This window comes from Pseudoxanthomonas sp. GM95 (assembly GCF_900109775.1).
Taxonomy (GTDB): Bacteria; Pseudomonadota; Gammaproteobacteria; order Xanthomonadales; family Xanthomonadaceae; genus Pseudoxanthomonas_A.
In genome coordinates this window covers 527,304-549,463 of the sequence record NZ_FOAX01000002.1, presented here as the reverse complement: position 1 = coordinate 549,463, position 22,160 = coordinate 527,304, and the positions used below count along the sequence as shown (strand labels likewise).

At 67.8% G+C, this 22,160-nt stretch carries 17 protein-coding genes; 10 read left to right on the top strand and 7 right to left on the bottom strand.

All coding sequences use genetic code 11. From position 1 onward, the window contains the following. Positions 1 to 7 precede the first annotated feature (7 nt). Both BMZ17_RS10540 and BMZ17_RS10535 read right to left on the bottom strand, forming a co-directional pair. The gene (locus BMZ17_RS10540; protein ID WP_093138540.1) at positions 8 to 442 is read right to left on the bottom strand and encodes a VOC family protein; all 435 of its coding nucleotides are present in this window, start codon (positions 440 to 442) and stop codon (positions 8 to 10) included. A gap of 76 nt (positions 443 to 518) precedes the next feature. Beyond that, the gene (locus BMZ17_RS10535; protein WP_093138539.1) at positions 519 to 1,337 is read right to left on the bottom strand and encodes an SDR family oxidoreductase; all 819 of its coding nucleotides are present in this window, start codon (positions 1,335 to 1,337) and stop codon (positions 519 to 521) included. Between the two features lie 94 nt (positions 1,338 to 1,431). On the opposite strand from BMZ17_RS10535, the gene BMZ17_RS10530 reads away from it, so the two are divergent. After that, on the top strand, positions 1,432 to 3,453 hold the full coding sequence (locus BMZ17_RS10530; RefSeq protein ID WP_093138538.1) for a bifunctional DedA family/phosphatase PAP2 family protein: 2,022 nt from the start codon (positions 1,432 to 1,434) through the stop codon (positions 3,451 to 3,453). 58 nt (positions 3,454 to 3,511) lie between these two features. On the opposite strand, the gene BMZ17_RS10525 is transcribed toward BMZ17_RS10530, so the two are convergent. The 3 genes from BMZ17_RS10525 to BMZ17_RS10515 all read right to left on the bottom strand — a co-directional run bounded on the left by BMZ17_RS10525 (position 3,512) and on the right by BMZ17_RS10515 (position 6,252). Beyond that, on the bottom strand, positions 3,512 to 4,090 hold the full coding sequence (locus BMZ17_RS10525; protein WP_093138537.1) for an LON peptidase substrate-binding domain-containing protein: 579 nt from the start codon (positions 4,088 to 4,090) through the stop codon (positions 3,512 to 3,514). A 58-nt stretch (positions 4,091 to 4,148) separates the two neighbouring features. Next, positions 4,149 to 5,510, bottom strand: coding sequence for a UDP-N-acetylmuramate:L-alanyl-gamma-D-glutamyl-meso-diaminopimelate ligase (mpl, locus tag BMZ17_RS10520; RefSeq protein ID WP_093138536.1), 1,362 nt, complete (start codon positions 5,508 to 5,510; stop codon positions 4,149 to 4,151). A gap of 169 nt (positions 5,511 to 5,679) precedes the next feature. After that, positions 5,680 to 6,252, bottom strand: a complete 573-nt coding sequence (locus BMZ17_RS10515) for an adenylate kinase (RefSeq protein WP_093138535.1) — start codon at positions 6,250 to 6,252, stop codon at positions 5,680 to 5,682. Positions 6,253 to 6,386: 134 nt separating this feature from the next. Here BMZ17_RS10515 and BMZ17_RS10510 point away from each other — a divergent pair, with 134 nt between their 5' ends. After that, positions 6,387 to 7,643: a 6-phosphofructokinase gene (locus tag BMZ17_RS10510; protein ID WP_093138534.1), complete on the top strand. Its 1,257-nt coding sequence runs from the start codon at positions 6,387 to 6,389 to the stop codon at positions 7,641 to 7,643. A 54-nt stretch (positions 7,644 to 7,697) separates the two neighbouring features. On the opposite strand, the gene BMZ17_RS10505 is transcribed toward BMZ17_RS10510, so the two are convergent. Continuing rightward, entirely contained in the window at positions 7,698 to 8,210 is a 513-nt protein-coding gene (locus BMZ17_RS10505; protein ID WP_093138533.1) for a hypothetical protein, read from the bottom strand. Positions 8,211 to 8,455: 245 nt separating this feature from the next. Between BMZ17_RS10505 and BMZ17_RS10500 the strand changes: the two genes are divergently transcribed. The 3 genes from BMZ17_RS10500 to ppa all read left to right on the top strand — a co-directional run bounded on the left by BMZ17_RS10500 (position 8,456) and on the right by ppa (position 12,630). Beyond that, on the top strand, positions 8,456 to 9,643 hold the full coding sequence (locus BMZ17_RS10500; RefSeq protein WP_093138532.1) for a GumK N-terminal domain-containing glycosyltransferase: 1,188 nt from the start codon (positions 8,456 to 8,458) through the stop codon (positions 9,641 to 9,643). Positions 9,644 to 9,850: 207 nt separating this feature from the next. Continuing rightward, positions 9,851 to 11,887, top strand: a complete 2,037-nt coding sequence (locus BMZ17_RS10495; RefSeq protein WP_093138531.1) for a sodium-translocating pyrophosphatase — start codon at positions 9,851 to 9,853, stop codon at positions 11,885 to 11,887. Between the two features lie 203 nt (positions 11,888 to 12,090). Continuing rightward, positions 12,091 to 12,630 (top strand): inorganic diphosphatase, encoded by a 540-nt coding sequence (gene ppa / locus BMZ17_RS10490; RefSeq protein ID WP_093138530.1) that lies wholly within the window; start codon positions 12,091 to 12,093, stop codon positions 12,628 to 12,630. Between the two features lie 56 nt (positions 12,631 to 12,686). Here ppa and BMZ17_RS10485 read toward each other — a convergent pair whose 3' ends face one another. Further along, positions 12,687 to 14,570: a sulfotransferase family protein gene (locus BMZ17_RS10485; protein ID WP_093138529.1), complete on the bottom strand. Its 1,884-nt coding sequence runs from the start codon at positions 14,568 to 14,570 to the stop codon at positions 12,687 to 12,689. Between the two features lie 264 nt (positions 14,571 to 14,834). Between BMZ17_RS10485 and BMZ17_RS10480 the strand changes: the two genes are divergently transcribed. From BMZ17_RS10480 to BMZ17_RS10460, 5 genes are all read left to right on the top strand, one after another. Then, positions 14,835 to 16,769, top strand: a complete 1,935-nt coding sequence (locus BMZ17_RS10480) for an alpha/beta hydrolase family protein (RefSeq protein WP_093138528.1) — start codon at positions 14,835 to 14,837, stop codon at positions 16,767 to 16,769. A 447-nt stretch (positions 16,770 to 17,216) separates the two neighbouring features. Beyond that, on the top strand, positions 17,217 to 18,218 hold the full coding sequence (ilvC, locus tag BMZ17_RS10475; protein ID WP_093138527.1) for a ketol-acid reductoisomerase: 1,002 nt from the start codon (positions 17,217 to 17,219) through the stop codon (positions 18,216 to 18,218). Continuing rightward, positions 18,215 to 19,939 carry an acetolactate synthase 2 catalytic subunit gene (ilvG, locus tag BMZ17_RS10470; protein ID WP_093138526.1) on the top strand — a complete coding sequence of 575 codons (1,725 nt, stop codon included), beginning with the start codon at positions 18,215 to 18,217 and terminating at the stop codon, positions 19,937 to 19,939. Before ilvC ends, ilvG begins: the two co-directional genes overlap by 4 nt. Then, positions 19,923 to 20,186 (top strand): ACT domain-containing protein, encoded by a 264-nt coding sequence (locus BMZ17_RS10465; protein ID WP_093138525.1) that lies wholly within the window; start codon positions 19,923 to 19,925, stop codon positions 20,184 to 20,186. Before ilvG ends, BMZ17_RS10465 begins: the two co-directional genes overlap by 17 nt. A 407-nt stretch (positions 20,187 to 20,593) precedes the next feature. Then, positions 20,594 to 22,150, top strand: coding sequence for a 2-isopropylmalate synthase (locus BMZ17_RS10460; RefSeq protein ID WP_093138524.1), 1,557 nt, complete (start codon positions 20,594 to 20,596; stop codon positions 22,148 to 22,150). Positions 22,151 to 22,160 lie beyond the last annotated feature (10 nt).

The following is a 22,160-nucleotide window of genomic DNA, read 5'->3' as shown; positions in this document are numbered from 1 at the left end:
ATTGCGCTTACCAGACGCCGGTATTGGGCATCGACGCCCACGGCTCGGCCGGCGGCAGCGCGCCGCCCTTCTGCAGTAGTTCGATCGAGATCAGGTCCGGGCTGCGGACGAAGGCCATGTGACCATCGCGTGGCGGCCGGTTGATGGTGATGCCCATCGCCTGCAGGTGCGCGCAGGTGGCGTAGATGTCGTCCACTTCGAAGGCCAGGTGGCCGAAGTTGCGGGCGCTGCCGTAGTCCTCGACGCTGCCGTCCTCGGCCGGCCAGTTGTAGGTCAGCTCGACCTCGGCCTCGGGGTTTTCCGGTGCGCCGAAATACACCAGCGTGAAGCGGCCGGCCTGGCTGTCCTTGCGGTGGGTTTCTTTCAGGCCCAGGCCTTCGGTGAAGAACTTCGAGGTCGCATCCAGGTCGTGGACGCGGATCATGGCGTGCAGGTATTTCATCGTGGCGTTGGCTCCGATCTTGAGGCGGCGTGGGGGCGCCGGGAACCGCGCATTGTAGAAGCCCGCGCGCCGCGGCTCAGTCGAGGAACAAATCCGGCAGCAGCGGCTGCGACGGATCGACCGCATAGCCGGACAGGTCGGTGATGCCGGCCGCGGCCAACACCTCGTCATCGATCAGGAACTGGCCACTGAAACCGGCCGCTTCACGCACCAGCACCGCATGCGCCGCATCGGCCATCACCTCGGGCCTGCGGCCATTGGCGGTGGACACGCCGGGGATCATGTTCAGCGCATCGGTGCCGATCAGGGTGCGCGGCCACAGGGCGTTGACCGCCACGCCCTGCGGACCGAACTCGGCCGCCAGGCCCAGCGTGACCAGGCTCATGCCCATCTTGGCCAGGGTGTAACCGGTGTGCGGCCCCCACCACTTGGGGTCCAGCGACGGCGGCGGGCACAGGGTGAGGATGTGCGGGTTGGGCGCGTTCAACAGATGCGGCAGGCAGGCCTGCGCGCACAGGAAGCTGCCGCGCGCATTGACCTGCTGCATCAGGTCGAAGCGCTTCATCGGCGTGTCCAGCGTGCCGCGCAGCCAGATTGCGCTGGCGTTGTTGACCAGGATGTCGAGGCTGCCGAAGGTCTCGATCGTCGCGGCCACCGCCGCGCGCACCTGGTCTTCTTCACGGATATCGCACTGCAGGGCCAGGCCCTTGCCGCCGGCGTCGTTCACCGCCTGCGCGGCGGTGTGGATGGTGCCGGGAAGCTTGGGATTGGGCACGGCCGACTTAGCGGCGATGGCCACGTTGGCCCCGTCGCGTGCCGCGCGCAGGGCGATGGCCAGGCCGATGCCGCGCGAGGCGCCGGTGATGAAGAGGGTCTTGCCTGACAATGAGGTCATGGACGCACACCAGGTAAGGCAGGCACGGCCAGCGCACCCGCGGGGGACTGAAGTCTAACGGGCCGGACAGGGCTGACTTCCTATAATGCGGCCGATGGATTCCTGGTTCGATGGACTGCTGGACTGGATCACCGCACATCCGGTCGCTGCCGGCGCGGTGGTGTTTCTCATTGCGCTGTCCGATTCGCTGATCATCCTCGGTGCGATCGTGCCGGCACTGCCGCTGCTGATCGGCGTGGGCGTGCTGATCGGGCTGGGCGAACTGTCCGGTCCGTACGCGGTGGTCTGCGCGGCGCTGGGCGCGTTCGTCGGCGATGGCTTGAGCTTCTGGGTGGGCCGGCGCTGGGGCCCGCAGTTGCGCGGGCATTGGCCGTTCAACAAGTACCCGCAGTTTTTGGAACGCGGCGAGCGGCTGCTCCGGCGCAACAGCGTCAAGGCGATCCTGATCGCGCGCTATGTCGGGCCGATCCGTCCGTTCGTGCCGGCCGTGGCCGGGATGCTGCACATGCCGCTGCGCCGCTACCTGCCGGTCAGCGCCATCGCCGGACTGTCGTGGGGCTTCCTGTTCCTGCTGCCGGGTTGGGCGCTGGGCCATGCCTACGACGCGGTGGCGGCGGTCGCCGGACGCCTGGCGGTGGTGGTCGCCCTGCTGCTAGTGGTGCTGGCGCTGATCTGGGCGGTGGTGTTGTACACCTACCGCTGGTTCGCCGCGCACGCCGATGCGCTGCTGGCGCGCGGCCTGGCCTGGTCGCGCGCGCATCCGGTGCTGGGCCGCTATTCGGTGGCGGTGTTCGACCCGAACCGGCGCGAGACCGTGTCGCTGGCCGTGCTGGCCGTGGTCCTGCTGCTGGTGGCCTGGGTACTGTTCGGCTTCCTGGCGCTGGTGGTCGGGCACGGCAAGCCGCTGGCGCTGGACCTGTGGCTGTTCGAGCTGATGCACAGCCTGCGCAATCCACTGGCCGACCGGCCGCTGGCGGCCATCGCCGCGATCGGCGATGCCGACGTGCTCACGCCCGCCAGCCTAGCCGTGCTGGGCTACCTGGCCTGGCGCAAGCGCTGGCTGGCCGCCGGCCACTGGCTGGCCGCGATCGCCTTCGGCCTGGCGCTGACGGCGTGGCTGGGTGCGGTGATCGATATCCCCAAGCCGCCGACGGTGGCCAGCGGGTTTGGTTTTCCCTCGATCGCGGTGACGATGACCACGATCATCTTCGGCTTCTTTGCGGTGCTGATCGCACGCGAACTGCCGGGGCGCGATCGCATGTGGCCGTACGTGGTCGCCGGCGTGGTGGTCAGCACGATCGGGTTTGCCCGCGTGTATCTGGGCGCGCACTGGCTCAGCGATGTGGTCGGCGGCGTGCTGCTGGGCGTGGTCTGGCTGCTGATCCTGGGCGTGGCCTACCGGCGCCGGACCAAGCGCTCGCTGTGGGTCAAGCCGCTGGCGTGGATCTTCTACGGCGTGTTCGCCGCGGCCGCGCTGTGGCACGGCCCGCGCGCGGTGGACGGCATGCTGAACCGCTTCGATGCCACGCCGGTGAGCGTCGCGCGACCGCTGGAAGACTGGTGGCGCGATGCTTGGCGCGTGCTGCCGGCCACGCGCAATGAATTCGACGACGAACAGCGCTGGCCGCTGGACGTACAGGTCGCCGGCCCGCTGCTGCCGCTGGTCCATCGCCTGGAATCCGACGGCTGGCGCCTGCAGCCGCAGGCCGGCTGGGAGCGCGCCCTGCAGCTGCTCAAGGCCGGCGTGCCGCCGCGCGAGCACCCGGTGCTGCCGGCCACGCTCGACACCCATGCCGAAAGCCTGCTGATGCTCAAGCCCGGCCCGCGCCCGGACCAGCAATACGCGCTGCGCCTATGGGCCACGCCGCTGATGCTGCAGCCGAACCAGACGCCGCTGTGGATCGGCGGCGCGCAGACCCTGCGCCACCAGACGCTGTTCGGCCTGGTCGGCCTGTGGCGACCGCTGCCCGATGCCGATGCCTCGCTGAGCGTGCTGACCCAGGCCGTGCAGGATCTGCCGCAAGCGAGTTCACCGCATCCGTCCACTGGACTGCCGGTCTTGCGCCTGCGCACCGATGAAGTCGGGCCGGAGCCCGTGGCGCCGCTGAAACCTTGAGCGTGGCGGCATCGCGCCGCGCCCAGGCCGGGCACGCGCGTGCGGATGAATCCGTGGCTTAGGCCATCAGCGCCAGCAGGCGATCCAGCCGCGCATGTGGATCGTCTTCCTGCAGGACAGCCAGGCGCTGGGCATCGGTGAGCGGCAGCAGTTCGGCGAGCCGCCAGCCCACCCACGCGGCGCTGTCCAGGTCGCTGCTGCGCATGTTCGGCGGCGTGGCGCCGGCCTTCTCGAAGATCTTTTCCAGCACCGTGGCCAGCAGGCCGTGCTCGGGCCGCAGCTCGTCATCGTCCTCGGGCGCGCACCAGTCCACTTCGCCCACCACCACGCCGTTGTCGCGCACCCGCGTGCGCTGCACGTGGAAGCGCCGGCCGCCACGTAGGCGCAGGTTCAACAGCCCGTCGGCGCCGGTGGAGAAATCCTCGATGGTCGCCTCGGTGCCATAGGCCGCCGGCGTGGCCGGCCTGCCGGCTTCCTCGCCCTCCAGGATCAGGCACACGCCGAAGCCGCGCCCGCTGCGGCCGCACTCGCGGATCAGGTCCAGGTAGCGGCGTTCGAACACGCGCAGGCCCAGGCCCGCACCGGGCAACAGCACGGTGTGCAGGGGGAACAGCGGCAGGCTTTCGGTGGACGGCATGGGGTCGAGTGTAAACATGGCGCGGCAGGCAGGCCTGCACGTCGCCTATACGAAAGGCTCAGTCCTGCAGCGCCGCCAGGAAGCGTCGCGGCGCGCCGTCGAAGCCGCCATTGGACATGAAGACCACCTGGTCGCCCGGCTGCACAAGCGCGCGCAAGGCCGCAATCAGCGCATCGGTATCGGGCACCGCGCGCGCATCACCGCGCACGTCGGCGATCACCTTGCCTGCATCCCAGGCCAGCTCGGGGCGATGCAGGAACACCACCGCGTCGGCGCCATCGAGCGAAGGCGCCAGCGCATCGGCATGCGCGCCCAGGCGCATCGAATTGCTGCGCGGCTCCATCGCCACCACGATGCGCGCGTCGCCCACCTTCGCGCGCAGGCCATCGAGCGTAGTGGCAATCGCCGTGGGGTGATGGGCGAAGTCGTCGTACACCGTGATGCCGTCATGCGTCCCGATCACTTCCAGCCGGCGCTTGACGCTGCGAAAACGGGCCAACGCCGGGATCACGGTGGCGACCTCCACGCCAACGGCGTTCACCGCGGCCAGTGCGGCCAGGCCGTTGAGCACGTTGTGCTTGCCGACCAGGGGCCAATGCACTTCGCCGACTTCCACGCCGTTCTTCAGCACCGCGAACGCGCTGCCGTCGGCAGCGATCAGGCGCGCGCTCCAGTCCAGCGCCGCGTCGAAACCGAAGCGTTCCACCGGGGTCCAGCAGCCCATCGCCAGCACCTCGTCCAGGCGCGCATCGTCACCGTTGACGATCAGCCGGCCGTGGCCCGGCACGGTGCGCACCAGATGGTGGAACTGGCGCTGGATCGCCGCCACGTCCGGGAAGATATCGGCGTGGTCGTATTCCAGGTTGTTGAGGATCGCCACGGTCGGGCGGTAGTGCACGAACTTGCTGCGCTTGTCGAAGAACGCGGTGTCGTATTCGTCGGCTTCCACCACGAATTCGGCACCCTGCCCCAGCCGCGCCGACACGCCGAAATCCTCGGCCACGCCACCGATCAGGAAACCCGGCGTGCGTCCGGCCGCCTCCAGCAGGTAGGTGAGGATCGTGGTCGTCGTGGTCTTGCCGTGGGTGCCGGCCACTGCCAGCGTGGTGCGGCCGGGCAGTACCGCCTCGCTCAACCACTGCGCGCCGGAGGTATAGCGGCGGCCGTCATTGAGCACCGCTTCCACCGCGGCGTTGCCGCGCGAGAGCGCATTGCCGACGATCACCGCATCGCAGTCGGGCGAGATGTTGCCCGGCAGGTAGCCCTGCGCCAGTTCGATCCCCAGCTGCTCCAGCTGCGTGGACATCGGCGGGTAGATGGCCTGGTCGCTGCCTTCGACGGTGTGGCCCAGCTCGCGGGCCAGCGCGGCCACGCCGCCCATGAAGGTGCCGGCGATGCCCAGGATATGCAGTTTGCTCATGGCTTCGATTGTCGCCGATCACGCCGCGGGGCACGACCCAGGCGCAAGGAAAAACGGCGGGGCAGGCGTTTTTCACCGCGCAGCCGCGCGAAGGGTGGCGCACAGGGAAGTGCGCCATGAAAAAAGGCGCCGTTCAAGGCGCCTTCTTTCTCGCAGCTGAAGCCTGGGTTCAGGCCTTGGCCGGCGCCAGTGCGTCGGTCAGGCGCTGGGTGACTTCGTCCAGCTCGCCCACGCCATCGACCACGGTCAGGCGGCCCTGATCCTTGTAGAAGCCGATCACCGGCGCGGTGCTGTCGGTGTAGACCTGCAGGCGCTTGCGGACCGATTCCGGATTGTCATCGGCGCGACCTTCGGCCTGGGCGCGGCCGGCGATGCGCTCGACCAGCAGCTCGCTCGGCACTTCCAGCTGCACGGCGGCGTCGAACGGCTGGCCGATGCGTTCCAGCAGCTTGCCCAGCGCGTCGGCCTGGGCCAGGTTGCGCGGGTAGCCGTCCAGGATGAAGCCGTTGGCCACATCTCCTTGCGCCAGGCGCGATTCCAGCATGCCCAGCAGGATGTCGTCGGACACCAGGTTGCCGGCATCCATCACCGCCTTGGCCTGCTTGCCCAGCTCCGTGCCGGCCGCCACTTCGCCACGCAGCAGGTCGCCGGTGGAGATGTGCGGGACCTTGAGGAAGTCCTTCAGGCGCGTGGCCTGCGTGCCCTTGCCCGAGCCGGGCGGTCCCAAAAGAACCAGTCGCATCGTGTCACTCCAAACATTTCAATGGGGAAATCGGGGGAGCGGAACCGGGCTGCCAGCCTGCGGGCGGCGCCAACACGGTTCTCGCATCGATATGGGAAGCTTACCCCATCCGGTCCAGACCCCAAGGCGAGACGATGGTGGAATCCACTCTTCTATATGCCCAGTCCGGCGGCGTCACCGCCGTCATCAATGCCACCGCTTCCGGCGTGATCACCGAAGCCCGGCGCCGCAAGATCAAGGTCCTGGCGGCCCGCAACGGCATCCTGGGCGCGCTGCGCGAGGAGCTGATCGACACCTCGAAGGAGTCGGTGGCTGCCATCGCCGCCCTGGCGCATACGCCCGGCGGCGCGTTCGGCTCCTGCCGGGTCAAGCTCAAGTCGCTGGAAGCCGATCGCGCCCGTTATGAACGCCTGCTCGACGTGCTCAAGGCGCACCACGTGCGCTGGTTCCTCTACAACGGCGGCAACGATTCGGCCGACACCGCCTGGAAGGTCTCGCAGCTGGCCCAGGCCTTCGGCTATCCGCTGACCTGCGTGGGCGTGCCCAAGACCATCGACAACGACCTGGCGGTCACTGACACCTGCCCGGGCTTCGGTTCGGCCGCCAAGTACACCGCCGTGTCGGTGCGCGAAGCCGCGCTGGACGTGGCTGCGATGGCCGAGACCTCCACCAAGGTCTTCGTTTACGAAGCCATGGGCCGCCACGCCGGCTGGCTGGCCGCCGCGGCCGGCCTGGCGGGCGCCACGCCCGATGAAGCCCCGCACATCATTCTGTTCCCCGAGCGCGCCTACGACGAAGCCGTCTTCCTGGCCCAGGTCGACAAGGTCGTGAAAAGAGTCGGCTATTGCGTGGTCGTCGCCAGCGAAGGCATCCGCAGCGCCGATGGCCGCTTCGTCGCCGATGCCGGCGGCGGCACCGATGCGTTCGGCCACGCGCAGCTGGGTGGCGTGGCCTCGTATCTGGCTGGCAAGGTCAAGGACGCACTGGGCTACAAGGTGCACTGGGCGCTGCCGGATTACCTGCAGCGTTCGGCCCGGCATATCGCCTCGAAGAACGACTGGGCCCAGGCCCAGGCCGTGGGCAAGGCCGCGGTGCAGTACGCATTGAAAGGCATGAATGCGGTGATGCCGGTGATCGTGCGCAGCGCCGATGCCCCGTATCGCTGGAAAATCGAACCGGCGCCGCTGTCCAAGGTCGCCAATCACGAGAAAACCATGCCGCCCAGCTTCATCCGCAAGGACGGCTTCGGCATCACCGCCAAGGCACGCACCTACCTGGCGCCGCTGATCAAGGGCGAGGCGCCCCTGCCCTACGGCAGCGACGGTCTGCCCAAGTACGTGACGCTGAAGAACGTGGCGATCAAGAAGAAGCTGCCGGCCTGGGAAGGCTGAGTTTCACGCCTTAGATGGCGAGGCCTGCATGCGCCTCGCCATCACCTGCACGCCTTAGCGGCAGGCCTTGCCTTCGATTTCCAGCTGCGCCGCATACGCCGGCAGCGCCGCCAGCTTGCCGGCGGCGGCCTGGGCCTTGGCGTCTTCCAGGTAGATGCGGGCGCGGTCCTGGCCGTCGAGCTTCAGCTCCTGACCGGCCGGCTTCCGCCAGACATGGACCACCGCCTGCTGGCTGCTGCAGCTGGCCGAGGGTACCTTGATGATGTCGTTGAGCTTCCAGCCCTTGGCGACGCTGGGCTGGACCTTTCCGTAGTCCATGAACACCGCCCGCGCCTGGCAGCTGGGGCTGGTCCGCACCAGTTTCATGTCGTAGGGCTTGGCCGCATCGCCGGTGAAGGTGCCCTCCAACCGGGTGCAGGCCTCGGGGATCTGGCGCAGCGTGTGCAGCACACCGTTTGCCTGGGCGGCGCCAACCGGGCGCTGAATCTCCGGCGTGTCCTGGGCCAGGGCCGCCAACGGCAGCACGGCAAGCGATAGGGCGACTGATCGGACGAGGAAGCTGGGCATCGGACGATTCCAGGAAAGGGGAAGACCGCCGGAGGCTGCCACGCAGTAGCTGAACAGGTCATCGCGCGCGCCGCCGTCGCCTGTGCGCCCTCACGCGCCACCCACGCCGATTTAACCGCGCGATGTGACCGGCATCCCGGCGAGCCTGCGTTCTTTGGAGAGACCCCGGTCGCCGGCGCCACGAATGTGAAAGCGCGGCGCGCTGCCCGGACGTCATTCCCCCAAGCGTCGCAGGAACATCGCCCATGAAGATCGTCATGCTCACCGTCCACGAGGCCACGTCCGCCCGCAAGGTGGATTTCCACTTCTGGAGCGATGTGCTGGCGCGCCGCGGCGACCAGGTCGAGTTCGTCACCATCGGCATGAGTCCGCTGACCAAGCTCAAGCGCCAGGGCCGCCAGTTCCAGGGCCCGTTCAATGCGTGGAAGGACGTCGCCCCGCGCGTGCGCAAATTCCTGTGGCGGCCGCTGTTCCATCCTATGTCGCTGGGCAAGGCCGCGCTGGACGCGCTGACCAAGCCGCTGTTCGCGCTGTATCCGCAGCTGCTGTCGCGCGACTTGCTGGACGGGATCAGCGACGCCGATGTGTTCATCGTGGAGAACGGCGCCGGCCTGTGCCTGGTGCCGACCCTGGCGCGCAAGTTCCCCAAGGCGAGCTTCGTCTACAGCGTCTGCGACCGCATTGCCACGCTCCACTACCACCCGATCATCCTGGAAGCCGAGCGCGCCGCGCTGCCGTATTTCAGCCTGGTGCGCGTGCCGGCCGAGGTGATGGTGGCCGACTATCCGACCGCGCGGAATGTGCAGTACATCCCGCACGGGCTGGACAAGCTGGCGTTCGATGCGCCGAGCGCTTCGCCCTACCCGGCGGGCACGCGCAACGTGGTCAGCGTGGGCGACATGCTGTTCGATGCCGACGCGATCACGACCATGGCCAAGGCCGAGCCGTCGGTGAACTTTCACCTGTTCGGCAAGCAGGCGCGCCTGGATGAAGTGCTGCCCAACGTGGTCACGCATGGCGAACTACCCTTCGCCACCATCACGCCCTACATCCAGCACGCCGATGCTGGCATCGCGCCGTATCGCCCCGCGCCCAATGCCGACTATTTGAGCCAGTCGAGCATGAAGATGATCCAGTACACCTACTGCAGGCTGCCGATCATCGCGCCAGATTTCGCCGCGCGCAGTGCGCACATGGCCGCCTATGTCCCGGGCTCGGAGGACAGCATCGTGGCCGCGCTGCGCAACGCGCTGTCGCACGATCGCGACAGCATCGACAACAGCCAGGTGCTGGATTGGGAAGGCGTCACCCTGCACATGCTGGCCCACGCCATCGCCACGCCCACCAGCCAGCTCGACAGCGATCTCGCGACGCCGCAGCCGGATGAAGCCTCTGTGGTGCTGGGCGACCCCAGGATCTCCGTCGCCGCCTGATTCTCCGGCCGCAAGGCCTGCGCGTGCCGACGCCACGGCACGCACCCCACGCCTGCGTTGCGCAGCCATCGCGGCAGTGCGTCATGACCCCATCCGCCGGCGGCCTACACTCAGGCCCGGCCCGCTGCGCATTGCAAGCACACGCGGCCAGACGCGGCATCGCCCAGCTCGGTCGAAGGCCGCCATCCATCAGCCTTGGGAGGGGTCATGCTGGAACATTACGGACTTGAGCTGGCACTGGTGTGCGCAGCGGTTGCCATCGTGTACGGCATCGTGTCTTCGCGCTGGGTGCTGTCGCGCCCCGCGGGCAATGCACGCATGCAGGAAATCGCCGCCGCGATCCAGGAAGGCGCACGCGCCTATCTCAACCGGCAATACCTGACCATCGCGGTCGCTGGCGCAGTGCTGTTCGTGCTGGTGGGTGTATTCCTCAACTGGCCGACGGCGATCGGATTTGCCTTGGGCGCCGTGCTGTCCGGCGCCGCCGGCTACATCGGCATGAATGTCTCGGTCCGCGCCAACGTGCGCACGGCCGAAGCCGCACGCCACGGCATCAGCGCGGCAATGGATGTCGCCTTCCGCGGCGGTGCGATCACCGGGATGCTGGTGGTTGGCCTGGGCTTGTTCGGCGTGGCCGGCTACTGGGCGTTGCTGACCCATCACATGGGCCTGAGTGGCGAGGCCGCGCTGCATGCGCTGGTCGGCCTGGCCTTCGGCTCATCGCTGATTTCGATCTTCGCGCGCCTGGGCGGCGGCATCTTCACCAAGGGCGCGGATGTCGGCGCCGACCTGGTCGGCAAGGTCGAAGCGGGCATTCCCGAAGATGATCCGCGCAACCCGGCGGTGATCGCCGATAACGTCGGCGACAACGTCGGCGACTGCGCGGGCATGGCCGCGGACCTGTTCGAAACCTATGCGGTCACGGTGATCGCCACGATGCTGCTCGGTGGCTTGATGGCCAGTGAGGCCGGACCGAACGCCATCCTCTATCCGCTGGTGCTGGGCGGCGTGTCGATCATCGCCTCGATCATCGGCGCGCTGTTCGTGCGGGTGAAGCCAGGCGGCTCGATCATGGGCGCGCTCTACAAAGGCGTGATCGTTTCGGCCGTGCTCGCGGCGATTGCCTTCTATCCGGTGACCACGGCACTCATGCGCGATGCCGCCGTCGGCGCGATGCCGCTCTACGGGTGCGCATTGATCGGCCTGGCGCTGACCGGCGTGATCGTGTGGATCACCGAGTACTACACCGGCACCCAGTACAAGCCGGTGCAGCACGTGGCTTCGGCCTCGACCACCGGCCACGGCACCAACATCATCGCCGGGCTGGGGGTGTCGATGAAATCCACCGCGATGCCGGTGATCGCCGTGTGCGCGGCGATCTGGGGCGCACATGCGCTGGGCGGCCTGTATGGCATCGCGATCGCCGCCACGGCGATGCTGTCGATGGCCGGCATGATCGTCGCGCTCGATGCCTACGGCCCGATCACCGACAACGCCGGCGGCATCGCCGAAATGGCCGAACTGCCCTCTGAGGTGCGTGCGGTGACCGACCCGCTCGATGCCGTCGGCAACACCACCAAGGCGGTGACCAAGGGCTATGCGATCGGCTCGGCCGCATTGGCGGCGCTGGTGCTGTTCGCCGACTACACGCACAACCTGGCCACCGCGCACCCGGGCTCGGTCTACACCTTCGATCTGTCCGACCATCGGGTGATCATCGGCCTGTTGATCGGCGGCCTGATTCCCTATCTGTTCGGCGCGATGGCGATGGAAGCCGTGGGCCGCGCCGCCGGCAGCGTGGTCGAGGAAGTGCGTCGCCAGTTCCGCGAAATCCCCGGGATCATGGACGGCAGCGGCAAGCCGCAGTACCACACCGCCGTGGACCTGCTGACCCGCGCCGCCATCCGCGAAATGATCGTGCCCTCGCTGTTGCCGGTGGCCGTGCCGGTGGTGGTCGGCCTGCTGCTGGGCGCGCAGGCGCTGGGTGGCCTGCTGATCGGCACGATCGTGACCGGGCTGTTCGTGGCGATCTCGATGACCACCGGCGGCGGCGCCTGGGACAACGCCAAGAAGTACATCGAGGACGGCCATTTCGGCGGCAAGGGCAGCGAGGCGCACAAGGCTGCGGTGACCGGCGACACGGTCGGCGATCCCTACAAGGACACGGCCGGCCCGGCGATCAATCCGCTGATCAAGATCATCAACATCGTCGCGCTGTTGATCATTCCCTTGCTTGGCCCCTGAGCGGGCTCCGCCCCGCCTTGCGCGCGCCAACGCCCGCGGCCTTGCCGCGGGCTCGACCGCCTCCGGCAAGCGCCTTGCCTGAACGCGAGCGCCGGCAGAAACCGCTTCCCTGAGCGGTTCCCGCCGACGTTCACTGCTGCGTCGCAACAGCCCTGCGCTAGAATGCGGCCCACTTTCGACCAAACCTCACACTGGAGCAGTACATGGGCCTTGGCAGCGTCCCCACCGGCAAGAACCCGCCGGAAGAGATCAACGTCATCATCGAAATCCCCAAGGATTCCGAGCCGGTGAAGTACGAGGTGGACAAGGAGTCCGGCGCGATTTTCGTCGACCGCATCCTGTCCACGCCCATGCGCTATCCCTGCAACTACGGCTACGTGCCGCACACCCTGTGCGGCGACGGCGACCCGGCCGACGTGCTGGTCGTGCTGCCGCTGCCGCTGGTGCCGGGCTCGGTCATCCGCTGCCGCCCGGTCGGCGTGCTGCGCATGAGCGACGAAGCCGGTAGCGACGAGAAGCTGCTGGCCGTGCCGGTGGACAAGGTGTTCAGCGGCTACTCGCACATCAATGACATCGCCCAGGTCAGCGGCCACTGGCTGGAGCGCATCGGCCACTTCTTCGAGCACTACAAGGACCTGGAGAAGGGCAAGTGGGTCAAGCTCGACGGGTGGGGCGGCGCCGACGAGGCCAAGAAGATCCTGCTCGAAGCCATCGAACGCGACGCGCAGCAGAGCCCGAAGTAAGGCTCGGCTTCACGGGTTCAAACAAGAAAGGCGCCTCCGGGCGCCTTTCTTGTTCCTCAACCGTGCAGCGACGCCTGCCAGGCGCGCGCAACCAGCTCGGGGTGCGCTTCGGCGATGCGTGCTCCGCGCTGGCGGGCCGAGGCCACGGCACTGGCGCTGAAGGGCCTGTCGCGGCGCGGCAGGACAATGCCCAGTTCCCGATCCCAGGCCAGGCCGGCAAAGCGGACCAGGCGCTCAACTTCCCCCTGCGGATCGGCCAGCAGGCGATCGAAGTCGACGCCGATCCAGCGCTCGCCCGGCAGCTCGGCCAGGTCGCCCAGCATGCAGTCGGCGATCGCGCTCCACTGCCCCGCCACGATGTCCTCCAGCGAGCGCCCGGACAGGCGCTGCCAGTCCGGGGTCAGCGCGAACGACCAAGGCAGCCCTTCCCACTGCGGCAGCGCCTGGTAGGTGATGCAGCGACCCGATTTCCAACTGTTGAGCATGCTGCCCAGCGCCTCGTGTGGCTCGCGATGCAGGTAGATGAAGCGCGCGTCCGGGTACAGCTGGGCCAGGAACGGGATCCGCAGCGCCTGCTTGCTGCCGGCCTGGATCAGGCGGACATCCGGCCCCTGCGCACGGCGGCCGTCGCGATCGCGCAGGCCCTTGGTGAAGCGCTGGCGCAGGCGCCGGGTGACTTCGCCCAGCGCGTCTTCGGCCAGCAGGCGGTTGTCGTACTGGTCGCGCTGCTTGGGCGACAGGCGACGCACGCCTTCGATCACCCGCTGCGTGTCGCCTTCGGCGGTGACCAGGTCCGGCGATTGCGCCAGCGTGCTGAGCAGCAGCTGCGCGCCGGAGCGCGGCACCCCGACGATGAAGAGTGGCTGGCGGACCTGCAGCGCGGGCGCGACCACGCCTGCGGGGCGGGGCGCGTCGAGCGCATCGCCCGCCCTGAGCAGGGTTGTTTCCAGTTCGGGCGTGGCGCGCTTGCGGCGGCTGGCCGCCTTGGCCTTGCCCACCGGCTTGCGCGCGCCTTCGCCCAGCGCGACCTCGAAGACCTGTTCGCCCAGGGTCGGCCACAAGTCCAGTCCGTTGCGCAGCGTCATGCCGTCCAGGTCCAACGCCAGGCATTCGGCACGCACCGAATCCAGCAGCGCGCGATAAGACACATCGCCGGCAGCGTCGGTGCCGTAGGCGGCCCATAGCGCCTGCCAGTGCCGCGAGAACCGCAGCAGGATGCTTTGCAGCGCAGGCAGGCGATGATCCTGGACGGCTTCGGCCAGCAGGAACATCAGGTGCTCGCGCAACTCCCAGGGCGTCATCACGGACGGCACATTGGCGGTCTCGAAACGCAGCGCGACCCGATGCGCGGTCTCCGGTTCGATGCGCTCGGGCGCCCAGGCCACGACCTTGCGCCGCCCGGGCGAGCGCGCCCGCACCAGCAGGTCCCACAGATGCGCGCCACCGACGGTATCGGCGAGCAGATGGATGCAGGTTGCTTCTGTCGAACCAATCAGCCGGTGCGGCCGCCACGTATCGATGACCCAAGCGCTGCCGGCCAACATCTGGACCGCATCACCATCCAGGTCCATGACGACGTCGTCCGCAGTCTCTACTGGGATGTGCAGGCGCATGCGTTCGCGGTGGTAGTACGCCGATTCGACCCTCGCCGCAGGCTGCACACCGGCCGGCACGCGCAGCAGCCACACGCGACCCCAGGTGGCGCCAAGCGCGGCCAGTACTTCCTGCACGTAAGGCAGAGCGTGCAGCCAGGGCGTGGCCTGCATCGTGCCCGAAGCAGCCTCCAGCGCGGGGTCGCCATGCTTGCTGACCAGGCGCAGCAACGCGCTGCCATCGGCCTGCTCCAGCCAGGCTGAAGGCGTCAGCGCTGCGACTTCCGCACGCAAGACCTCCGCGTCGAGCTGGACGGGAAGCTGGAAGAACGGCGATTGCAATTTCATGCGCAAGGACGGCAGCGGATCCGACCACGATGGTATCGCGCCGCGCCGGCGGCCATCGACGGCGCCAGTCCAAACCCGAAACCAGGTCCGAGCGCTGCCGTGGCGCGTGCGTTATGTCAGGCCGCTCGCGTCCGGAAGCGAGCGGTAAAGCAGAAGCCGACCTGCCCGCACAAGGCCCATGCGCCCACGCCTGACATTTGTGTCATGCGCCATCGCACTGCGCTAATCTTCGCGACGGGGATTGACCTGACAGGGGACAACACAATGCATGCATGGACGCGGGCCATCCTGGCCGCGCTGATGGGCAGCGCCTGCCTGGGCGCTTTGGCCGCGGAAAAGGTGCCGGTGGAGGCATTTGCCAAGTTCAGCAAACTCAGCGCGCCGCGGCTCTCGCCGGACGGCAAATACCTATCGGTGTCGATGGACCTGGACAAGGGCGCTTCGGCGCTGGCGGTCTACCGCATCGCGGACATGACGCAGACCGCGCTGCTCAAGTTCCCGCGGTTCGAAATGGCCTACCAGGTGGAATGGGTCAGCAACCAGCGCCTGGTGATCGCCAAGGGCCGCAAGGTCGGCACGCTGGAGCAGCCGCGCCCCATGGGCGAGATCATCGCCAGCAACTTCGATGGCACCAACCAGAAGTACGTCTACGGTTACGAGCAGCGCGCGCGCATGGCCTCGTTGGACCGTGGCTTCGGCTATATCGAAGGCGTGCCGGAGGTGCCCAACGGGCACTTCTACCTGCGCCAGCTCTCGTGGGAGACACGTCGCTCGATGGTCTACGACGTGGACAGCGAGAAGCTCTCCTTCCACCTGGTCGCCGACATCGACAAGCCCGACCTGGATTTCGTGCTCGACCATGCCGGCAAGGCGCGCTTTGCCATCGGCACCGACGTCGACGACAACCCACTGATTTATCGGGCGGTCGGCAACGGCTGGCAGCCGATCGCCACCTCAGGCCATGACCTGTGGAGCCCGTTCGCATTCTCGCCCGATGACACCCAGGTCTATGGCTGGCGCACCCATGACGACGGCCCGGCCCAGTTGATCCGCAGCGACGTGCAGGGCGGCAACATCCAGGTGCTGGCCAAGGATGATTTCGCCAGCGTCGGCAGCCTGCAATGGACGCATGTGCCCGGCGTGCCCTTCGCCGCCAGGACCGGGCGCGGCGCGGTGAAATTCACCTACTTCGACAGCAGTTCGCCCGACGCGCAGCTGCACCAGCAGCTGACCCAGGCCTTGCCCGGCAAGCGCGTGGAGTTCATCAACCAGAGCCAGGACGGCCAGGTCATCCTGATCGCCATCACCAGCGACAAGGATCCCGGCGCCTGGTACCTGCTCAACCGTGCCGACAACAAGCTGCGCCGCCTGCTGACCGAACGCGAGGGCATCGATCCGGCGCAGATGGGTGAGCGCCGATCGATGCGCTTCACCACCAGTGACGGCAAGCAGCTCGAAGCCCTCCTCACCCTGCCCGCCGGCATCACCGATCCACGCACGCTGCCGATGGTGCTGGTACCGCATGGCGGCCCGCACGGCGTGCAGGACGACTGGGATTTCGACACCGATGCGCAGTTCCTGGCCAGCCGCGGCTACCTGGTGCTGCAGGTCAACTATCGCGGCGGCAGCGGGCGCGGGCCTGCCTTCGAACAGGCCGGCTACCTGAAATGGGGCACGCGCATCCAGGACGACCTGCTGGACGGCGTGCGCTGGACGATCGACCAGGGCATGAGCGATCCCAAGCGGATCTGCGTCTACGGCGGCAGCTTCGGCGGCTACTCGGCCATGATGACCGTCACGCGCGCCCCGGAGCTGTTCCAGTGCGCCGTGGGCATGGCCGGCGTCTACGACCTGGACATGATGTACAGCAAGGGCGACATCAAGACGACCGAATCGGGCCGCCGCTACCTGCAACGCGTGATCGGCCGCAGCGAGAGCGAGCTGGATGCCAACTCCCCGGTCACTTTGGCCGCGAAGATCAAGGTGCCGGTGCTGCTGGCCCACGGCGAAGACGACCAGCGCGCGCCGTTTGCCCAGGCCAAGGCGATGCGCGCAGCACTGACCCAGGCCGGCAATCCGCCGCAGTGGCTGGCAGTGCCCAACGAAGGCCACGGCTTCTACGGCGAGGACAACAACATCGCCTGGTTCAAGACGCTGGAAACCTTCCTAGACGCCCACATCGGTACGCACGCGCCCTGAGTGATGCGATGTCTCGTGGCCGTCGGTGCGTCCCGCACCGGCGGCCAACCGGCCGCCCGCAAGCCGTCATCCTGTTCAGAAAATCCGCACTCGCCGGCTTCAACCGACGCACCGCGCACTTGCCTGGTGTACCAGCGCGCTGTCACATTGACGTGGTTGCCGAAGAAACAAAAATCAGCGCTTGACAGGCCCCTCGCGGGCATGGTTTTCTGCCGACCTCATGAAGCACACCCGTCCCACGCCCAAGACCCTGCAGACCGCGCCCAACGCGGCCGCCGTGCTTGTGCTCGTACTTATTCCCTCGCCAACTGCGGGACGTACGGACGTGTAAGCAACAAAGACACGCAAATCCTACGAAACCCCGCACTGCGAAGTGCGGGGTTTCGTGCTTTCAGCCCCTGAGAAAGTTTCACCACCAACCTTCGAACACCCACAGGAACGCCCGACATGACCGCTTCGACCTCCAATCTTCCCCAGCCCACCATCGCCGTCGTCGGTTACGGCAGCCAGGGTCGCGCCCATGCGATGAACCTGCGTGAGTCGGGCTTCGATGTGACGGTCGGCCTGCGTCCGGGCGGCCCGACCGAAGCCAAGGCCAAGGCCGATGGTTTCCTGGTCAAGTCGCCGGCCGAAGCGGTCAAGGACGCCGACCTGGTCGCCGTGCTGACCCCGGACATGGTCCAGAAGACCCTGTACTACGACGTGCTGGCCCCGAACATGAAGCAGGGCGCGGTATTGCTGTTCGCCCACGGCCTGAACGTGCATTTCGGCATGGTCGAGCCGCGCGAAGACCTGGACGTGGTCCTGGTCGCGCCGAAGGGCCCGGGCGCGCTGGTCCGTCGCGAATATGAAATCGGTCGCGGCGTGCCGTGCATCTACGCCGTGTACCAGGACAAGTCGGGCAAGGCCGAGCAGTTCGCCCTGTCCTACGCCGCTGGCCTGGGCGGCGCGCGCGCCAACATCATCAAGACCACCTTCAAGGAAGAGACCGAGACCGATCTGTTCGGCGAGCAGGCCGTGCTGTGCGGCGGCGCCTCGTCGCTGGTGCAGGCTGGCTTCGAAACCCTGGTGGAAGCCGGCTACCAGCCGGAAATCGCCTACTACGAAGTGCTGCACGAGCTGAAGCTGATCGTGGACCTGTTCTACGAAGGCGGCATTACCCGCATGCTGGAGTTCATCTCCGAGACCGCGCAATACGGTGACTACGTCAGCGGCCCGCGCGTGATCGACGCCTCGACCAAGGCGCGCATGAAGGACGTGCTGACCGACATCCAGGACGGCACCTTCACCAAGAACTGGGTCGCCGAATACGAAGCGGGCCTGCCGAACTACAAGAAGTTCAAGCAGGCCGACCTGGATCACCCGATCGAAGTGGTGGGCAAGCAGCTGCGCGCCAAGATGGTGTGGCTGGCCGAGAATGCACCCACATCCCAGGCCGCAGCCGCATGAACGCGACTGTCGCCACTGCACCCCGCAATGGCGCCCGCTGGATCGCCCACGCCCTGGAAACCGAGGGCGTGGAGACGATCTTCGGCTACCCGGGCGGCACCATCATGCCGTTCTACGACGCGCTGGTGGATTCAAACCTGAAGCACATCCTGGTCCGCCATGAGCAGGGTGCCGCACTGGCCGCCAACGGTTATGCGCGCGCCTCCGGCAAGGTCGGCGTGTGCGTGGCCACCTCGGGCCCGGGCGCGTCGAACCTGGTCACCGGCATCGCCGATGCGATGCTGGATTCGGTGCCCATGGTGTGCCTGACCGGCCAGGTCGCCACGCCGCTGATCGGCACCGATGCGTTCCAGGAACTGGACGTGTTCGGCATGACCATGCCGATCGTCAAGCACAGCTTCCTGGTGCGGAAGGTCGAGGAGCTGCCGCATGTGTTCGCCGAAGCGTTCCGCATCGCGCGCGAAGGTCGTCCGGGCCCGGTCCTGATCGACCTGCCCAAGGACGTGCAGGTCACCGATGCCTCGCATCTGGCCGACCACGTGCCGGCCACCGTCGATGCGGTGCCGGCGCCAGCCGATGCCGCGATCGCCGAAGCCCTGGCGGCCATTGCCGGCGCGGAGAAGCCGGTGGTCTACGGCGGCGGCGGGATCGCCCTGGGCAACGCGGTGGAGGCGTTCCGCCACTTCGTCGAAACCAGCGGTATCCCGACCGTGCTCACCTTGCGCGGCCTGGGCGCCCTGCCCGCCAACCATCCCAATTACCTGGGCATGCTGGGCATGCATGGCACCCGCGCGGCCAACATGGCGGTGCAGGACAGCGATCTGCTGATCGTGGTCGGGGCGCGGTTCGATGACCGCGCCACCGGCAAGCTGGCCGAGTTCGCCCCGTTCGCCCGCGTCATCCACCTGGATGCCGATGCGTACGAGATCTCCAAGCTGCGCACGGCCAACATCGCCATTCCCGGCGACGTGGCCAGCGGCCTGCGCGCCCTGAGCGGTGCACGCAGCAGCTGCTATGCGTGGAAGGCCAAGTGCGCATCCAACCGCGAGCGTTTCGGTTTCCGCTACGACGCACCGGGCACGGACATCTATGCCCCGGCGCTGCTGAAGCGGCTGAGCGAAGTGGCCCCGGCCGACACGATCATCACCAGCGACGTCGGCCAGCACCAGATGTGGGTCGCCCAGCACTGCAAGTTCAACCATCCGCGCAACCACCTGACCAGCGGCGCACTGGGCACGATGGGCTTCGGCCTGCCGGCGGCGATGGGCGCGCAGTTTGCGTGTCCCGATCGCACCGTGGTGCTGGTCAACGGCGATGGCGGCTTCATGATGAACGTGCAGGAGCTGACCACCATCGCCCGCTGCAAGCTGCCGGTGAAGATCGTGCTGCTGGACAACTCCGCGCTGGGCATGGTCCGCCAGTGGCAGGAGCTGTTCTTCGCCGAGCGTTACAGCGAGATCGACCTGTCTGACAACCCGGATTTCGCCGCGCTGGCGAAGGTGTTCGGCATTCCTTCGCGCCGGATCGAACTGCGCGAAGACGTCGACGACGCGCTGGCCGAACTGCTGGCCACCCCCGGTCCAGCCCTGCTGCACGTGGCGATCGACATCAAGGCCAATGTCTGGCCGCTGGTGCCGCCCAACCACGCCAACAGCTCGATGCTGGAGAGCAACCCTGCCAAGGCCGCCACGGAGCCCACGTCCCATGCAATACCGGCTTGACCTGATCGTGAAACCGGCCGAAGGCGCCCTGGTGCGCGTGATCGGCATGGTCGAACGCCGTGGCTTCGTCCTGCGCGACGTGCAGGCCACGCCGCATGCCGATGGACGCTGGCGCCTGCAGATGCAGGTGGACAGTACGCGTCCGGGCGAGACCCTGCGCCACCAGCTGGAAAAGGTGTACGACTGCGAGTCGGTCACCGTCAGCGCGGTGGCCGCGGTCGCGGCCGACGCCGGAGTGGCGGCATGAAGACCGTCGCCACTTCAATGGACCCCGCCGTACGGAGGGGTCTTCTCCCAGGCCGCCGGGGTATCCGCGGCAATGCCTGAAGTAAAACGCCTGCGCTGCAGCAGCGCGCCGATGGCGCTGGACCGCGTGCCCCGCGGCCGGCGCGCTTGGCGTGCATTGGACGAAAGGGTCATCGCCGGCCCACGGGACTTGCACGACACTGTCGCGCGCCTGCGGCCTGACGGCCCACCGCCCGGATGCAGTCGCGCGGCACCGCGACCGCACCGGCCCGCAAGCCGCCCGAGGCGGCGCACCGGCCTGCAGCATGCCCCCGAAGACGCCCCCCTTCCTCCCACCGCGCCAACGCCCCAGACAACACGCCGCCCCATCGCCGTCAGGACGGCCGAAGCCGTAGAGGAATCCATCGCATGAATACCAACGCCATTACCACCGACAACGTACGAATTTTCGACACCACCCTGCGCGACGGCGAGCAGTCTCCCGGCTGCAGCATGTCGCCGCAGCAGAAGCTGGTCATGGCCCGCGGCCTGGCCGAGCTGGGCGTGGACATCATCGAGACCGGCTTCCCGGCCAGCTCGCAGTCCGACCGCGAGGCCATGGCGCTGATCGCGCGCGAAATCCGCACGCCGACCCTGGCGGTGCTGTCGCGCTGCCTGGCCGGCGACATCGAGACCTCGCTACGCGCCCTGGAAGGCGCCGCCAAACCACGCCTGCACGTGTTCCTGTCCACCAGCCCGCTGCACCGCGAGCACAAGCTGCGCATCACCAAGGAGCAGGTGCTGGAATCGGTGGACAAGCACGTGCGCCTGGGACGCGCCAGCCTGGACGACGTGGAGTTCTCGGCCGAGGACGCCACCCGTACCGAAGAGGACTTCCTGGCTGAAGTGGTCAAGGTCGCCATTGCCGCCGGCGCCACCACGATCAACCTGCCCGACACCGTCGGCTTCACCACGCCGGAAGAAATCCGCGGCATGTTCTCGCGGATCATCTCCACTGTGCCAGGCGCCAAGGACGTGATCTTCAGCACCCACTGCCACAACGACCTGGGCCTGGCCGTGGCCAACTCGCTGGCCGCCATCGAAGGTGGCGCGCGCCAGGTGGAAGGCTCGATCAACGGCATCGGCGAACGCGCCGGCAACTGCGCCCTGGAAGAAATCGCGATGGCGCTGAAGGTGCGCAACGCGTTCTACAACCTGGGCACCAACATCGATACGCGCCGCATCGTGCCGACTTCGCAGCTGCTGCAGCGCCTGGTCGGCATGCCGGTCCAGCGCAACAAGGCCATCGTCGGCGCCAATGCGTTCGCGCATGAGTCGGGCATCCACCAGCACGGCATGCTGCGCCATCGCGGCACCTACGAAATCATGCTGCCGCAGGACGTGGGCTGGCCGGACACGCAGATGGTGCTGGGCCGCCACAGCGGTCGCGCAGCAGTCGAGGCACGCCTGCGTGCGCTGGGCTACCTGCTCGAGGAAGACGAGCTGAAGCTGGTCTTCGAGCAGTTCAAGGCCCTGTGCGAGAAGCAGCGCGTGGTCAACGACGCCGACCTGCAGACCCTGATGCAGGACGCCAGCGTCAGCGAAGGCTATCGCCTGTCCTCGATGACGATCTCCGACGTCGGCAACCGCGCCAATGCGCTGGTCGAGCTGTCCGACCCGGACGGCAACCGCGTCGCCGAAACCGCGCAGGGCAATGGCCCGGTCGATGCGCTGTTCGGCGCGCTGTCGGCCGCCACCGGCGTGCAGCTGACCCTGGACAGCTACCAGGTGCACAGCGTCGGCATCGGCACCGATGCCCGCGGCGAAGCCAGCCTCTCCGTGCGCCACGACGGCGTCGAGTACGAAGGCACCGGCACCTCCAAGGACATCATCGAAGCCAGCGCGCTGGCGTGGCTGGACGTGGCCAATCGCCTGCTGCGTCATCGCCAGGCCGCGCCCACGCCGTCCGAAGCCGCCGCCGCCTGATCCAAGCCCG

What these genes read in the sequence shown, in the direction of transcription:
- BMZ17_RS10540 (WP_093138540.1), bottom strand. Translation starts at nt 442, where the DNA reads ATGAAATACCTGCACGCCATGATCCGCGTCCACGACCTGGATGCGACC.
- BMZ17_RS10535 (WP_093138539.1), bottom strand. Translation starts at nt 1,337, where the DNA reads ATGACCTCATTGTCAGGCAAGACCCTCTTCATCACCGGCGCCTCGCGC.
- BMZ17_RS10530 (WP_093138538.1), top strand. Translation starts at nt 1,432, where the DNA reads ATGGATTCCTGGTTCGATGGACTGCTGGACTGGATCACCGCACATCCG.
- BMZ17_RS10525 (WP_093138537.1), bottom strand. Translation starts at nt 4,090, where the DNA reads ATGCCGTCCACCGAAAGCCTGCCGCTGTTCCCCCTGCACACCGTGCTG.
- mpl (WP_093138536.1), bottom strand. Translation starts at nt 5,510, where the DNA reads ATGAGCAAACTGCATATCCTGGGCATCGCCGGCACCTTCATGGGCGGC.
- BMZ17_RS10515 (WP_093138535.1), bottom strand. Translation starts at nt 6,252, where the DNA reads ATGCGACTGGTTCTTTTGGGACCGCCCGGCTCGGGCAAGGGCACGCAG.
- BMZ17_RS10510 (WP_093138534.1), top strand. Translation starts at nt 6,387, where the DNA reads ATGGTGGAATCCACTCTTCTATATGCCCAGTCCGGCGGCGTCACCGCC.
- BMZ17_RS10505 (WP_093138533.1), bottom strand. Translation starts at nt 8,210, where the DNA reads ATGCCCAGCTTCCTCGTCCGATCAGTCGCCCTATCGCTTGCCGTGCTG.
- BMZ17_RS10500 (WP_093138532.1), top strand. Translation starts at nt 8,456, where the DNA reads ATGAAGATCGTCATGCTCACCGTCCACGAGGCCACGTCCGCCCGCAAG.
- BMZ17_RS10495 (WP_093138531.1), top strand. Translation starts at nt 9,851, where the DNA reads ATGCTGGAACATTACGGACTTGAGCTGGCACTGGTGTGCGCAGCGGTT.
- ppa (WP_093138530.1), top strand. Translation starts at nt 12,091, where the DNA reads ATGGGCCTTGGCAGCGTCCCCACCGGCAAGAACCCGCCGGAAGAGATC.
- BMZ17_RS10485 (WP_093138529.1), bottom strand. Translation starts at nt 14,570, where the DNA reads ATGAAATTGCAATCGCCGTTCTTCCAGCTTCCCGTCCAGCTCGACGCG.
- BMZ17_RS10480 (WP_093138528.1), top strand. Translation starts at nt 14,835, where the DNA reads ATGCATGCATGGACGCGGGCCATCCTGGCCGCGCTGATGGGCAGCGCC.
- ilvC (WP_093138527.1), top strand. Translation starts at nt 17,217, where the DNA reads ATGACCGCTTCGACCTCCAATCTTCCCCAGCCCACCATCGCCGTCGTC.
- ilvG (WP_093138526.1), top strand. Translation starts at nt 18,215, where the DNA reads ATGAACGCGACTGTCGCCACTGCACCCCGCAATGGCGCCCGCTGGATC.
- BMZ17_RS10465 (WP_093138525.1), top strand. Translation starts at nt 19,923, where the DNA reads ATGCAATACCGGCTTGACCTGATCGTGAAACCGGCCGAAGGCGCCCTG.
- BMZ17_RS10460 (WP_093138524.1), top strand. Translation starts at nt 20,594, where the DNA reads ATGAATACCAACGCCATTACCACCGACAACGTACGAATTTTCGACACC.